At 65.9% G+C, this 14,243-nt stretch carries 13 protein-coding genes; 6 read left to right on the top strand and 7 right to left on the bottom strand.

Annotated elements, in window-relative coordinates:
- Nucleotides 1–26: 26 nt before the first annotated feature.
- Complete coding sequence (locus MPARV_RS0106940; RefSeq protein ID WP_155852252.1) at nt 27–278, top strand: hypothetical protein; 252 nt, start codon at nt 27–29, stop codon at nt 276–278.
- 22 nt (nt 279–300) lie between these two features.
- On the top strand, nt 301–627 hold the full coding sequence (locus tag MPARV_RS0106935) for a type II toxin-antitoxin system PemK/MazF family toxin (protein WP_031277551.1): 327 nt from the start codon (nt 301–303) through the stop codon (nt 625–627).
- 18 nt (nt 628–645) lie between these two features.
- Here MPARV_RS0106935 and MPARV_RS0106930 read toward each other — a convergent pair whose 3' ends face one another.
- Both MPARV_RS0106930 and MPARV_RS0106925 read right to left on the bottom strand, forming a co-directional pair.
- Nucleotides 646–2,694, bottom strand: coding sequence for a DNA gyrase/topoisomerase IV subunit B (locus MPARV_RS0106930; protein WP_020377729.1), 2,049 nt, complete (start codon nt 2,692–2,694; stop codon nt 646–648).
- A 78-nt stretch (nt 2,695–2,772) separates the two neighbouring features.
- On the bottom strand, nt 2,773–3,690 hold the full coding sequence (locus MPARV_RS0106925; RefSeq protein ID WP_012229578.1) for an SCO6745 family protein: 918 nt from the start codon (nt 3,688–3,690) through the stop codon (nt 2,773–2,775).
- A gap of 82 nt (nt 3,691–3,772) precedes the next feature.
- Here MPARV_RS0106925 and MPARV_RS0106920 point away from each other — a divergent pair, with 82 nt between their 5' ends.
- The gene (locus MPARV_RS0106920; RefSeq protein ID WP_020377728.1) at nt 3,773–4,783 is read left to right on the top strand and encodes an asparaginase; all 1,011 of its coding nucleotides are present in this window, start codon (nt 3,773–3,775) and stop codon (nt 4,781–4,783) included.
- 42 nt (nt 4,784–4,825) lie between these two features.
- Here MPARV_RS0106920 and MPARV_RS0106915 read toward each other — a convergent pair whose 3' ends face one another.
- From MPARV_RS0106915 to MPARV_RS0106900, 4 genes are all read right to left on the bottom strand, one after another.
- Nucleotides 4,826–7,318 carry a DNA gyrase/topoisomerase IV subunit A gene (locus MPARV_RS0106915; protein WP_012229575.1) on the bottom strand — a complete coding sequence of 831 codons (2,493 nt, stop codon included), beginning with the start codon at nt 7,316–7,318 and terminating at the stop codon, nt 4,826–4,828.
- A gap of 88 nt (nt 7,319–7,406) precedes the next feature.
- Entirely contained in the window at nt 7,407–7,928 is a 522-nt protein-coding gene (locus tag MPARV_RS0106910; RefSeq protein ID WP_012229574.1) for a hypothetical protein, read from the bottom strand.
- Nucleotides 7,929–8,039: 111 nt separating this feature from the next.
- On the bottom strand, nt 8,040–8,612 hold the full coding sequence (locus MPARV_RS0106905; protein WP_012229573.1) for a hypothetical protein: 573 nt from the start codon (nt 8,610–8,612) through the stop codon (nt 8,040–8,042).
- Between the two features lie 90 nt (nt 8,613–8,702).
- Nucleotides 8,703–9,737: an LLM class F420-dependent oxidoreductase gene (locus MPARV_RS0106900; protein ID WP_200865166.1), complete on the bottom strand. Its 1,035-nt coding sequence runs from the start codon at nt 9,735–9,737 to the stop codon at nt 8,703–8,705.
- 129 nt (nt 9,738–9,866) lie between these two features.
- Here MPARV_RS0106900 and MPARV_RS0106895 point away from each other — a divergent pair, with 129 nt between their 5' ends.
- The gene (locus MPARV_RS0106895) at nt 9,867–11,150 is read left to right on the top strand and encodes an acetyl-CoA hydrolase/transferase family protein (RefSeq protein WP_020377726.1); all 1,284 of its coding nucleotides are present in this window, start codon (nt 9,867–9,869) and stop codon (nt 11,148–11,150) included.
- A 320-nt stretch (nt 11,151–11,470) separates the two neighbouring features.
- On the opposite strand, the gene MPARV_RS0106890 is transcribed toward MPARV_RS0106895, so the two are convergent.
- Entirely contained in the window at nt 11,471–12,289 is an 819-nt protein-coding gene (locus MPARV_RS0106890) for a crotonase/enoyl-CoA hydratase family protein (protein ID WP_020377725.1), read from the bottom strand.
- Between the two features lie 57 nt (nt 12,290–12,346).
- On the opposite strand from MPARV_RS0106890, the gene MPARV_RS0106885 reads away from it, so the two are divergent.
- Together MPARV_RS0106885 and MPARV_RS22380 are read left to right on the top strand one after the other, a co-directional pair.
- Nucleotides 12,347–13,090, top strand: a complete 744-nt coding sequence (locus MPARV_RS0106885) for a hypothetical protein (protein WP_012229568.1) — start codon at nt 12,347–12,349, stop codon at nt 13,088–13,090.
- Nucleotides 13,087–13,746 carry an RsmG family class I SAM-dependent methyltransferase gene (locus MPARV_RS22380; RefSeq protein WP_012229567.1) on the top strand — a complete coding sequence of 220 codons (660 nt, stop codon included), beginning with the start codon at nt 13,087–13,089 and terminating at the stop codon, nt 13,744–13,746. Before MPARV_RS0106885 ends, MPARV_RS22380 begins: the two co-directional genes overlap by 4 nt.
- The last annotated feature ends 497 nt before the right edge of the window (nt 13,747–14,243 follow it).

Genomic DNA, 14,243 nt, shown 5'->3' with positions numbered 1-14,243 from the left:
GAGCCGACCGGGGGTAGGCTACTGATGTGGCGCCTACACGGACGACAACTTTACGTCTCCCGGTGGTGCTCCGGGATGAAATCGCCAGGCTCGCCGCGCAACGCGACTCGACCTTGCTCGAGGTGGTGACCGATGCGGTGCGGCGCATGCAACGAGATCAGTGGTGGAGCGGTGTGCACGAGGCGCTTGACGCAATGAACCCCGAAGAGCTTGCCGAATACCGAGCCGAGACCGATCAGCTCGATGGGACTGCGTCAGACGGTCTGCGTGGGGACTGAGCCCACCTGTCGCCGAGGTGACGTGTGGCTGACCGACCTTGGAATCGACCCGGCCGATCCGGAGCAGGCGTTCGTACGCCCGGCTCTCATCGTCAGCGATAATTCGTTGCATCACCCCAAACTCAACATGGTCGTCATAGTGCCAGGAACATCGAAGGTCCGAGGCCTGCCGATGCATGTTCTTGCCCATCCGAATGCGGGGACCGGATTGGACGTCCCGACGTCGTTCCAGATCGAGCAGGTGCGGTCGGTCTCGACCAGGCGGCTCATCCGGCGCCTTGGTCGATTGCGAACCGAGCAACAGCACGCGATCGACGATGTTCTCAAACACGTCTTGTCGCTTCACTAACACCTTCCGGTTCTTCGCTCAGACGTCGAGCGCCGCCGGGTCGACCAGCTCGGAGTTCTCCAGGAGGAACGCCTTGCGCCGGGCGACGTCGGAGCCCATCAGCACCTCGAAGCGGTCGGCGGCGCGGGTGGCCTCCATGGCGTCCTCCATGGTGAGGCGCCGCAGGATGCGGTTGTTGGGGTCGAGGCAGGTCTCCACCAACTCGTGGACATCCATCTCGCCCAGGCCTTTGAACCGAACCCAGTTGAGCTTCTCGGTGTTGCGTCCGGCGGCGGCCAGCTCGGCGGTGAGCGCGTCGCGTTCGGCGTCGGAGAAGGTGTAACGCACCTCGTCGCCCACCTTCACCGAGTACAGCGGCGGCTGAGCGGCGAACACCCGGCCCTCGGTGAGCAGCGGGCGCATGTAGTGGTAGATCAGGGTGAGTAGCAGGCAGCGGATGTGGCTGCCGTCGACGTCGGCGTCGCACAGGATGATGATGCGCCCGTAGCGGGCATCATCAAGGTTGAAGTCACGACCGAACCCCGCACCGATGGCCGTGAACAGCGCCTGGGCCTCGGCGTTCTCCACCACCTGTTTCATGTTTGCCTTGCCCGCGTTCACCACCTTGCCCCGCAGCGGCAGCACGGCCATGTTCTCTGAGTTGCGGCCGGCCTTGGCGGGCCCGGCGGCCGAGTCGCCCTCCACGATCAACAGCTCGGCGTCGATGCCGTGGGTGCGACAGTCGGCCAGCTTGTCGGGCATTCCATTGGCGCCCAGCTTGGCGGCCTTGCGGCGCGCGTCCAGCGTCTGCCGGGCGGCCACCCGGTTGATGACCGCCTGGGCCAGTTTCTCGCGCACCGCCGAGACATGGCTCTTGGTGCCTCCGCCGTCGAACCAGGCCACCATGCCGTCCTTGGTGATTTCATAGGCGATCGACTGCACGCCTGGCGTGCCCAACTCGCCCTTGGTCTGGCCCCGAAACTGCGGCTCGGGAAGCGTCACCTTGAGGGCGGCCACCAGGCCCTCCTGCACGTCGCCCTTCTCGGCGCGACCCTTGCCCTTCTTCTCCAACGCAGCCAGTTTGCGCAGGCCGGGCAGCAGGGTGTCGTTGACCGCCTTGGTGAGCGCACGCTCAAATCCGGCGACGTGCGTGCCACCCTCGGCGGTGGGAATCGTGTTGACGAAGCTGACGATGCGGCTGTCGTAGCCCTTCACCCACCGCAGGGCCAGGTCAACCTCGCAGGTGCGCTCGGTCTCGGTCAGCTTGCCGTCGACGGGCACCTTCTCGGTGAACGTGCCTTCACCCTTGATGGTGATGATCTCGCACAGCGGTTCGCCGATGGTCAGGTAGTCGACGAAGTCGGCCAGGCCGCCCTTTGCCGAGAACTCCTCGGGTTCGGGGGGGTTGGTGCCGCGCTTGTCGGCCAGCCGCACCTTGAGGGTGGGCACCAGGAAACACACCTCGGCCACATGGTCGCGCACCCGGCCGTAGTCGATTCGAGCCTCGGGATCGAAGATGTCCAGGTCGGGCCAGAACCGCACCCGGGTACCGGTACGCCGGGCGGGGATCTTTCTGACCCGCTCCAGCTTGGACGATGGGGTGAAACCGCCCCTCGGACCGACGTGACCGGGCCGACGCTCGGCAAAGTCCAGCCGCCACGTGGCGCCGTCCCGGTCGACTTCGGCGGTCAGCTTGGTGGCCAGAGCGTTGACCACCGAGGCGCCCACGCCGTGCAGGCCGCCCGACGACCCGTAGGCGCCGGAGCCGAATTTGCCGCCGGCGTGAAGCTCGGTGAACACCACTTCAAGCGCAGTGCGACCGTCGGGCTTCTCACCGATGGGGATGCCTCGTCCGTTGTCGGTCACCTCAACCGACCCGTCACGATGGATCGTGACCTCGATCAGGTTGGCGTGACCCGCAGCCGCCTCGTCGACGGCATTGTCGATCAGTTCCCACACCAGGTGATGCAGCCCCGACGAACCAGTGCCTCCGATGTACATGCCTGGCCGCTTGCGAACCGCATCGAGGCCTTCCAGGACCTCGATATGAGAGGCGTCGTAGCCGGATGGGGGCTGGGTGGCGGCCATGGGAGGCAGGGATCTCCTGGGAGCTGAGGCGAGGGACCAAGAATGTTGGCGTTAACGAACGGGTGTTCGTGGACGAGATTACTCGTTGGTGTTGCGCTCGAGACCCATCGGGTTGGGAAATGGCACCTCACCTGAACGCCTCACGGCATCGGCGAGTGGCCGGAGCGACGCCTCGAGACGGTCGAGGTCAGCCGGGTCATGCCGGGCGAAGGCGCCCCACGCCGCCCGGTCGGTTGCCGCCTCCACCCGCAACATGGTGTCGTGGCCCGACATCGTGGCCTGCCCCGACTCGAACAGCAGCCCCCAATCGGCCAGGCCTTCTGCTTCGGCCTGCCATTCGTCGGTATCCCATGCCCGGGCCTTTCGCAGAGCCTCGCCCGGGATGCGCCCGACGCCCACCTGCAACAGGTTGGCCTGCACTCCGGTGAGCCCCTCGGTGAGGTAGGCGGCGACGTGCCCGTCCCCCCGGTGTTCGCGCAGCAGGGTGGCTGCCCGCCAGAGGTCGGCCACCGGGTCGTCCACCCGCTCCACGGTGAGGTTGGCGGCAAAGAGCCCCCGGCCGTCGGGTGGAGCCTCCTCGGCGATGTTGGTCAGCTCGTCGGTCAACTGCTGCAGCGAGGTCTCAGATGCTGGGGACTCCACGCCGTGGTCCGCCCAGATGCGGCGAAGGGCGGTTGCCGAGCCTGATCGGCGGGCCTCCAACATGGCTTCCGGCGAAGTGAAACCCCAAGCCTCAGGCAGTGCCCGCAAAATCCGTCGTGGATGGAAGTTGGCGAACATCGCAATGACCGGCGCGGCCTTCACCGGACCCAGCGGTGCTGCTCGACTTGCCACGTATCCCATCCAGAAGCCCTTGGCGCCCGCCTCGTCGTAGGCCGCAAGCGGCTCGGGGGAGAAATAGGAGACCGCGTGTATCGGCTCCAGCAGTTGCCAGATACGCCGGGAGCGCTCGCGGTCTGTGGGGTGGATCCCTCCACGTGGCGCCGTGCTGGTCACTCCAGCACTCTATGGCGCACCTGCCCACAGCATGTTGTGCGTTGCGCAATTGGTTGATGTTGTGGTGTGTAGCGTGCCGGGCATGTTGAAGCTGACCTGGAGCCGGGGGGACTTCGCCGACGGGGTCAACCGTGTGGCGGTGGCGCTCACCCGTCCGGACGGCTCGGTGTTGGAGCATCCTGCGTGTGATCCCAACCACCGGGCGTTTCTGCGCTCGGCGGCCAAGCCGGCGCAGGCGGTCGGCGCTGTCCGAGCAGGCACGCTGGAACGATTCGGTCTTGACGACCGGCACCTGGCCCTGGCATGCGGCTCGCACAACGGAAGCGACCTGCACGTGGCCCTGGCCGCTGAGATTCTCGAGGCGGCGGCGGTGCCACTCGATGCCTTGACGCCCGGTGACGACGGGCAGGGCGGACCGCTACAGCATCAATGCTCAGGCAATCATGCGTTGGCGTTGGCCTGGTGCGTCGCCAATGGCTGGCCGCTCGACACCTACCTCGACCCGGGCCATCCGCTGCAGGAGGCCATCAACAGGTGGGTGACCTGGTGGCTGGGTTTCAGGCCCGAAGCAGCGCCGGACGGCTGCGGGATGGTGGCGTATCGAGCGACGCTCGCCGATTCGGCTCGCGCGTTCGCCCACCTTGCCCGGGCGGCGGCGGGGGATACCGAGGTTGGCGCTGATGTCGCCCATGGCCCAGACGCCGTCCGCCACGTTGGTCACGCAGGCGGACGGGAGGCGCTGGGCCGTTGCGGCGCCGCCATGGCGGCGCACCCGGAGTTGGTGCGTTGGCCAGGGCAGTTGGACACCGAGCTGATGCTGACGGCCCGAGGAGATGGTCTGGTGGCCAAGACCGGAGCCGAGGGTTTTTGGGCCTGTGGCACGTCCGACGGCTGGGGATTGGCGCTCAAGGTGCTTGATGGCGCCAACCGTGCCTGGCCACCCGCCGGTGTCTGGGCGGTCCGACAGTTCCTGGCTGACGAACTCGACGCCGACCTGATCACGCCGGCGCTGGATGCCATCGCCCAGCCTCCGGTGCTCGACGGCAAGGGCGCCACCGTCGGTGGCGTCACCATCATCGTGGAGCGGTGCTGAGACAACCTTGGCGGCCCGTGCGGTCACCGGCGTCCTGTGCGGTCACCAGCGGCCTGTGCCGATCCCCAACCAGCGCCTGGTGGTGGGCGGGCTGATCAGGTCGCGGCCGGTGACCTCCAGCGTGAGGGGTTCGGGGCTTGGGTCGGGCCGAGCGGGATTGTCCTCCTGCCCGACCACCACCAGGCGCCCGTCCTCGGGCCCCACCCAGGCCCAGTCCAGCCGTTTCTCGTCTCGAAACCTGGTGAGCCGCACCCCGCCGGTGGCTCGACCCTTGACGGGAATCTCGGCGGCGTCGGTGGCTTTGGCGGTCTGACCGTCGGTCACGCTGAGTACCACCGCGTGAGGGCCGACGGGCCCAGCGCCCACCACCGTTGCGCCCTTTGCCAGCTTCATGCCCGCAACCCCGCCTGCGGTTCGACCCTGCACCGAGATGTTTCCGGCCGACGTGCGGAGCGCCTGGGCGTCGGAGGACACCATGATCACGTCGGTGCCGTCCGAGGCCTCGAATGCGGCCACCAGCGAGTCGCCATCCTTCAACTTCATGGCGGGTTGACCAGGACGGGTGCCCACCAGTTCGACATGAGTGATGCGCTTGGCCTGACCCTGAGCGCTGACCATCAGCAGGGTCGGTGTGCCGGCGGCCTCCTCGCCGGAGTTGGTCTCGCTCCCATGCGGCGCCGCGGTGCCTTCAAGGGCGCTTGGAAGCGCAACGAGGCGGAGTACCTCCTCGCCTCGTTCCAGCCCGAAGGCGTCGCCCACGGCCGTGCCGCGGGAGCGACCGGCCACCGCATCCAGTTCGGCGACGGTGGCCGATACGGCCCGGCCCTGGGTGGTGATACCCCAGACGGTCGATCGAGTGGACGAGGCCACCCGATCAATCAGCACGTCATGGCGACCGAACGTCGCCGCCTTGGGGCCGCCAGGCGGTTCCACCCCGATGACGCCGGAGGATGACAGTGCCACCACGCAGGGCTCGTCAGTGGCGGGCTCATCCCCGACGGCAGCCTCGGTGGCGGTCACGTCGCTCAGCGCATCGGGCGACACGATGCGGGTTCGGCGGTCCCGTCCGTAGGCGTCCACCATCTCCCGAAGCTCCTTGAGGACCAGGGTGCGGCGCCTCTGGTCTGAGTTGAGGATCACCTCGAAGTCGGCGATTGCCTCGCGCAGTTCGGCGATCTCGGTCTCGAGTTCCAGGCGAGCGAGCGCGGTCAGGCGTCTCAGCGGCATCTCCAGGATGTCGCTTGCTTGAATCTCCGACAGCGACAGCTCGGCCATCAGCCGATCTCGCGCCTCGGGGGTGTCCTGGGACGACCGGATGATCGATACCACCAGGTCGATGGCGTCCAGGGCGATCAGCCGACCCTCCAAAAGGTGCAGCTTGGCCTGTGCACGGGCCAGGCGGTGCTCCGTCCGACGGACGATTACCTCCAGTCGGTGGTCGATGTAGTGCTGAGCCAGTTGCGCTACACCCATGGTGGTGGGCACGCCGTTGACCAGCACCACGTTGTTGATGCCGAAGCTCTCCTCCAGAGGCGTCTGGCGGTACAGCTCGGTGAGCACCGCCTTGGGGTTGACCCCGGCCTTGCACTCGAACACCAGGCGCAGACCGGAACTGCGGTCCGACAGGTTCTTGACGTCAGCGATGCCGGCGATCTTGCCGTCGCGGATGAGGTCCTGGGCCCGCGTCAGCACCCGCTCCGGACCGACGTTGTAGGGCAGTTCGGTGACGACGATGCCCTGCCGGTTCTTGGTGACCCTGGTGATCTCCGCGGTGGCCCGGATGCGGAACGTGCCCCTGCCGGTGGCGTACGCCTCCGCCAGGCCATCGTCCACCACGATGCCGCCGGATGGAAAGTCGGGGCCTGGGATCACGGCCATGATCTGCTCGATGGTGGGTTTGGGCCGACGCTGGGTCATCACCAGCTCGATCAGGTCGGCCACCTCGCGCAGGTTGTGGCTGGCCATGTTGGTGGCCATGCCAACGGCAATACCGGACGTGCCGTTGACCAGCAGGTTGGGCAGGCGGCCCGGAAGCACGACCGGCTCGTCTCGCTGGCCGTCGAATGTGGGCCGGAACTCTACGGTGTTCTCGTCGAGCTCGGCCAGCATGTCCTGGGCGGCGGGCGTCAGCCGACACTCGGTATAGCGGTACGCGGCCGGTGGGTCGTCGAGGCTGCCGAAGTTGCCGTGCGGGTCGATCAGGGTGACCACCCGGGAGAAGTCCTGCCCCATGCGGGTCAGCGCGTCGTAGATGGCCCCGTCGCCGTGTGGGTGATATTTGCCCATGGTGTCGCCGACCACCCCGGCGCACTTGCGATGGGGCCGGTCGGGCCGAAGGCCCATGTCGTCCATGGCGTAGAGAATGCGGCGTTGCACCGGCTTGAGTCCGTCTCGCACGTCGGGGATGGCGCGTGCGGTGATGACCGACAGCGAGTACGCCAGGAACGACTCCGACATCTCATCGGCGACGGGTGTGTCCAGCACACGCGCCGCAAACGTGGGGGCCTCGGCAAACAGTTCGCCCTGATCGGACACGGGGATGACCTCCGGGGGTGGCAGGCAGAACGGGTGTTCGTCACCCTACCGGCCGCGCGCCCAATCACCATGAGGCGATGCCGGCGGGTTAGGAGGCGGGGGTGATGGTGACGTTGGCGCCCTGCTGGGCTCCGGTGTCACCGATGCCCATCAACGTGACGGTGCCTTCGCTGCAGTTGAGGGTGACGATGGCTCCGCCCGTGGCGGCGGTTGCGTCGTCGGTGGTGCAGCCGGCGGCCTCGGCCTGTCCTTGGAGTGTCTTGACCAATGCCGACCCGGGGGTCTTGCCGGTGAGCGTGACGTTGACCGATCCGTCACCGGAGCTGACGGCCGAGATGGGCTTGAACCCATCGGCCTTCAGATAGTCCGGGTACCCATCGGGATAATCGGTGTCACCACCGGCGGAGAACGATCCGTCGCCGGTCTTGACCTTGACTCCGTCCTTGGAGATGTCGACGTCGCACTCTTCCCCGGGCTTATTGTCCTTGCAGGCCTGCTCGCTCAGCTTCTCGGTGGCCGTTTCGCTGGCCTTCTCGGCAATCTTTCCGCAGCCGCTCAGCGTGATCATGGTGATCGCTGCGACCGCGACCGTTAGCCCTCTGATGCCCATGGTGGGAACCTCCTTTGGTACGCCACACCGACTGCGGCTGAATGGGACGATACCCGCCGCCGGCGCTCGCCGCTGGGACTTTGCAGCGGCGAGCGCCGGGTCATCGGTTGGCTACTCCTTGTCGTGGATCGAGACTAGGAGTAGCTGCTCGGACCCTTGGCGATCGCGCAAGCTGATCCCCACCGGCCCTACCGGGCACGTCAGTCGCGCCGTGCTCATACCCATGTCGGAGAGTTTGGCGTTCAACGAATCCGTATCCCCGTCCGGGGTGCAGCCGGCTTCCTCGGCCTGGCCGCTGAGTGCAGCGAGCGAATCTGCGTCTCCGGCGTCCGGATTGACCATCGTCGTGACAACAAACCCGCCCGCACCGTCGCTCCCGGACCCGTCGTCGCTCCGTATGGTCTGCGTCGGGGTGAAGCCGTCCAACTTGAGGTAGTCGGGGTAACCATCGGGGTAGTCGGCGTTCTCTCCGAACGACATCTCGGTATCGCCACGTTTCACCGTGGCGCCGTCCTTGGAGAGGTCGACCTCGCAGTCGCCGCCGTCCTCGCAGGCCTGTTCGATCACCTTTTCAGTGGCCTTTTCAGTGGCCTTTTCGGTGGCCTTCTCGGCCAGCTTGCCGCAGCCTGCGGCGGGTATGGTCGCCAGCGCCGCTACGAGCAGAGCCACGCGTTTGAGGTTCATAGTGATCCTTCCGTTATGGAGGCCACATCTGCCTCCCCAACAACCAACCTATCAGACCCGACAAAAAAATGAACTTGATAACTCGAAAAGCTACCCTTCGAGGACCAACTCTGCGGCCGTCCGGAGGCCGTGGCTGTCCGAGGCGTGAATCAACAGCGTGGTCACGGGCGAGTCCCTCCAGACGCTGAGCCGTTCTTTGATGCGTTCGGGTGGCCCGACCAGTGCGATCTCGTCGGCAAAGGACGCCGGCACGGCGTCGATCGCTCCCGCCTGGTCACCGGCGAGAAATTTCCGTTGGATCTCCAGCGCGGCGTCACCCAGGCCCATGCGTGAGGCCAGTTTGGTGTGGTAATTCTGACCTTCGGCGCCCATGCCCCCGATGTAGAACGCCAACATCATCCGGATACCGGCGAGCCCCTCGGCAATCTCGGCCTCGGTCGGGCCGGTTACGACGAACGGGCAGATCACGGCGATCTGGAAATCGTCCGATGCGCCGGTGAGCTGATCGGCGTAGACGTCCTGACGCCAAGGGGAGTAGTAGAGGGGAAACCAGCCATCGGCGATCTCGGCGGTCTGGGTGACGTTCTTGGGGCCCTCGGCGCCAATGAAGATCGGGATCTTGCGACGTAGCGGGTGGGTAATCGGTTTAAGGGCTTTGCCCAGCCCGACCGAGCCGGGCCCGGTGTAGGGATGCTGGTAATGCTCACCCTGGAAGTCGACCTTCTCCTCCCGGGCGATCACGCGACGAATGATCTCGACGTATTCACGGGTCCTGGCCAATGGTCGGTTGGATGGCTGGCCGTACCAGCCCTCCACCACCTGCGGACCCGAAACTCCGAGACCGAGGTTGAACCGTCCACCCGACAGATGGTCGATGGTGAGCGCATGCATGGCGGTGGCGGTCGGGGTGCGGGCCGCCAGTTGCGCCACAGCGGTACCCAGCTGGATCTTCTCGGTGACCGCCGCCAGGTAGGCCAGCGGGCTGAACGCGTCTGAACCCCACGACTCGGCGGTCCACACCGAAGTGAAGCCAAGCCGCTCCGCCTCCTGGGTGAGCTCCACCAGGTTGGGGGGCGGCAGTTGGCCCCAGTAACCCCACATCATCCCCAGATCCAGATCGCCCACGTCGGCCTCCTCGTGATGGCCCACCTCTTGGTGGGTCTCCGGATGGCAGTCTCTCACTTGAGGGAGGTCGCTAGGGTCACAGCAACAACTGACGCCGGAGGCATCGTGAGCACGTTCCAACCCGATTCAATGGACGAGGCCGTGGCCTCGATCCGCCCTGTCGACGAGTTGGGCGTGCCGTTGGGGCCTGGTCACCCGATCGGCCTCCTCCACGCGCTTGGTGCACGCGACGACTGGGAGGATCTCACGGTGGCGGGGGCGCTCCTCACCGATCTGTACGACCTGTTCACCAAACCGACCGTGCGGTTTTTGTCCGGCTTTTTTGGGCCGATCGAACGGGGCTACCGGGATGCCGGTTTCAATATCGAGTTCGTCCCGGCCGATTTTCGTCGGTTTGCTCCGGTGCTCGAGGCACAGGCGCCTCGGGTGATGGCCACGGCCGCTGCGCTTCCCGACGCCGCCGGTTGGATGAGCCTGTCGCTTCATGCCGGCGCCACCGTCGACGAACTTCATCGGGCAGGTGCCGATCCCGATCGGGTATTGATCGTCGAGGTGAGCCCCCACTTCCCCCGCACCTTGGGCCTGGGCCCTTATTCGCACCGCATGCACGTCGACGAGTGCGACTTCGTGGTCGAGACCGACCGGTCTCCGATAGCACTGCCCGATCCTGAACCCTCCGAGATCGACCGGGCGATCGCCGGGTTCGCCACTGGCTACATCTCTGATGGGTCAACGATTCAGACGGGCATCGGGTCGATTCCGTCCACCATTGCCAAGCTGTTGGTCGAGGGCGACGGTGGCGACTATGGCATCCACTCGGAGATGTTCACGAGCGGACTCAAGCTGCTGCACGATTCCGGCAAGGTGACCAACAATGCCAAAGGCATTTTCCAGGGCTACTCGATCACCACCTTCGCCGCCGGAAACCAGGGCCTGTACGACTGGCTGAACGACCGTGATGATGTGCGGTTCCTGCCGGTGCACGTGGTGAACTCGGCCGAGGTGATCGCCAACAACGCCAACATGGTGTCGATCAACGGCGCGATGTCGATTGACCTCTTTGGTCAGGTGGTGGCCGACACCATTGACGGCAAACAGTTTTCCGGCATCGGAGGCCACGAGGAGTTCGTCTCCGGGTCGGGCCTTGAGTTGTCCGACCGATCGCTGATCTGTCTCCCGTCGACGGCCACGATCGACGGTCAGTTGCGGAGTCGAATCACGGCGACGCTGATGGCCGGCTCGGTGGTCACCACGCCCCGGCATCACCTGGACGTGGTGTGCACGGAATACGGAGCGGCCGAGATGCAAGGGCGGACCGTGCGCGAGCGTGCGGCGGCGCTGGCTGAGATCGCCCACCCTGATTTCCGCGATGAACTGTTCGAGGCGGCTGCGGGGATGGGTCGAGGCCGCTAACTGAGCTACTGGTCATTTTGATCGCAGCCGAGCGGGCGAAGGTCTGCCTCGAGCGGTTCACGTCTTTTCGGCAGACCGAGGTGGAACTGTCTGCGCTCGATGTGTTGACGTCCTGGTCTTTGGGTGACGGAGCACGGACGCGCCGCGCGGCTCGACCCAGACCGCACCTTCGAAACGCTTCGCACGGATTTGGTCCGCCTACGTCAAGACTCTGGACGGTCCAGTCATGGTGGGCGAGGCCGATTGGGGCGCCTTGCGGCTCTCATGCCCGCACTGGTGAGCGTGGCTCACTTGGCTTGAGCCATTCGGATCGGGTGGGGCTACTTCCCCTTGAAGTTGGGGGTGCGTTTTTCCTTGAAGGCCCGTGGACCCTCCCGTGCGTCCTCAGAGGCGAACACATCCCACCCGTAGGTGAACTCGTGGTCGAGTGCCTCGGTCTCCTGCATACCGTTGGTCTCCCGCAGGGTGCGCAGGATCGCCTTCACGGCAAGGGGACCATTGGCGGCGATGCGCTCAGCGATCTCCAACGCCTTGGTCAGTGCTTCGCCGTCGGGCACCACGTGACCGACAAGGCCCAACTGCAGCGCTCGCTGAGCGTCGATGTGGTCGCCGGTCAGCAACAATTCAGCGGCCACGGTGTACGGGATCTGGCGTGGGATGCGCACCACCGACCCGCCCATCGCATAGAGCGACCAGCGCACTTCGGAGATGCCGAACTTTGCGGACTCCCCCGCCACGCGAATCTCGGTGGCGCCGGTCAGTTCGGTGCCGCCGGCGATCGCCTGCCCCTCGGCTGCGGTGATCAGCGGAACGTTGGGCCGCCAGGTGCGCAGGAGCGCCTTCCACGGTAAATCGGGGTCGGCGGCCAGACGGCCCTGCACGTCGACACCGCTGGTGTCCTCGCCCTGATGGCCACCGGCCATTTCTTTCAGGTCGGCACCGGCGCAGAAGTTCTTGCCTGCGCCGGTGATGATCGCCACCCGAATGTCCGGGTTGCTGTCCGCCTCCAACATGGCGTCGTAGAAGCGCACCAGCACCTCGCCATTAATGGTGTTCATGCGGTCCGGACGGTTGAGGGTGACCACCAGCACGTGGCCCACCCGTTCGGTCAGCACCGCCGGTTCGTGATCGTCGGCCATGGTGTTTCCCCTTCTCAAAGTCAGCGCGGCACGTTATCGGAGACCAGACTGCATCCCATGAGCCGCGTCTACATCCACGAAGAGGTGGCCATCTCCGGGGCCAACCGCTCCCGCTACCAACATCACATGACCGCCAACTGGTGGCCCGACAACGGCCCGGCACGGCGGCAGCTGTGCTTCGGGGTCTTCTCGGTGGTGGGCTCCACCGGGACGTGGCCAAGCGTGGTGAACCTGTGGGAATACGCGGGGTGGGACGACCTGGCCCACAACTTCGGCCACGAACTGGTGGGGCCGAGTCATCAGGACCCAAATCTGGTCCGGTGGTGGGAGGCTGCTGCCAAGTTTCGCCACGGGGGATTCGACCGCATCGCCGTCGCACCCGAATGGTCGCCCGGGATTGAGGCCCATTTGCGGAACGGGTGGTCGGCCGGCGGGTACCTTCACGAGTGGTGGCGATGTCCGGTTGGTCGTAGCGCAGAAATGATCGAGGCGCTCCGCGAGTTGGTGGAGCACTACGGGCGCCAGGGGCTCTCGTTGGCGCTTGCCCTCTCGACAGCGATGGGCGACGACAGCGAGTGTCTGATGCTCTGGGGATTCGACACCTGGGAGACTTGGGCCGATTTCGAATCCTCTCGGGCCGGAGATGCTGAGCTGCGAGGCTGGGGGGGTCGTCATGAGCGCCTGATCAGCGGGCGCCGCAGTTCGTTGCTGGTCGATGCCGAATTGTCGCCACTTCGTACCGGGCGTCAACCCCAAGTCGAGGATCGACGGATGCTGAACGATGGCGTTGAGGCAACATGACCGATCGATTCGAGTTGGACGGCGACCAGATCCAATCGATGCTCGAGGTTCTCGGCGACGCGCAAAGCCTCGGATTTCTGGGTCAGGGGCCGGTGGAGCGACACATCGATCATGCGCTGGGTTTTGCGGAGGCGTGGAGTGACGCCCGGCCGGTGTTGGCACCCGCCCGTATCGCCGACCTGGGTTCGGGGGGCGGAGTTCCAGGGTTGGTGTTGGCGGTTGTCACCGAGGCTCATCTGCTGCTGATCGACGGCAAATCCAAACGCACCGACTGGCTGGCGGAGGCCGCCTGGCGACTCGGGGTTCAGTCTCGGGTGACCGTGCTGAATCGTCCGGCCGAGGAGGTAGGCCAGGATCCGGAGTGGCGGGGCACCTGCGACGTGGTGGTGGCACGCAGCTTCGCTGGGCCCGCCCCAACCGCTGAGTGTGCGGCTGGTCTGGTACAACGCGGGGGTGTGGTGGTGGTTTCGGAGCCGCCCGAGGTCACGGACAGGTGGAATGCGCTGGCAGCGGCGCCACTTGGCTTTGGTCCGGCTCTTCTGGTCGATCTGCCGGGAGGCCACTATGCCGTGCTGATCGCACGGGACGAGCCGCTGGAATCCCGGTTCCCACGCACTTGGGCGGCGCAAAAGAAGCGCCCGCTGTTCGGCCTTTGACGCACACGAAGCCAACGTCGGCTGGGGATGTTGCCACTATCCACGAGCTTGTCGTGGAGCTCGGTAATCCTGTCGGCGCCGACCTCGTCATAGATCTTGTCGCCCCTGCACGACGCCTGCTCCTCTGTGAACGGCGACCCTTCGCCGGTGGCGGCAGCAGCGAACTCTTCTTTGAATTTACTTCGCGAGACCGATTGCTCCTGCGGCGACGCTGTTGAGGTGGTTGAGTTGCCGGTGGTCGTCAAACCCCCTGTTGCCTCTGCTCCGCTGAGATCGTCGCCGCACCCAACAAGAAGTGCCGTGGCGGTGACAACCGCGATGGCGGCGGCGGCGGACCGAAGGAGTAGTGATGACCTGGTCAGCCGCCAATTTTACCTGAGGATGGCTGAACTGGAGTCGGCCGCCGACCGATCATGGCCTACTCGCTGGATCTTGTGGAACGCGCTCGTTCTTTCACGAGCAGTGTGAGCCGCCCGCTGTGGCCAGGACTACATGGC

The organism is Candidatus Microthrix parvicella Bio17-1 (assembly GCF_000299415.1).
Classification (GTDB): Bacteria; Actinomycetota; Acidimicrobiia; order Acidimicrobiales; family Microtrichaceae; genus Microthrix; species Microthrix parvicella.
This window is presented reverse-complemented; position numbering and strand designations above follow the sequence as displayed.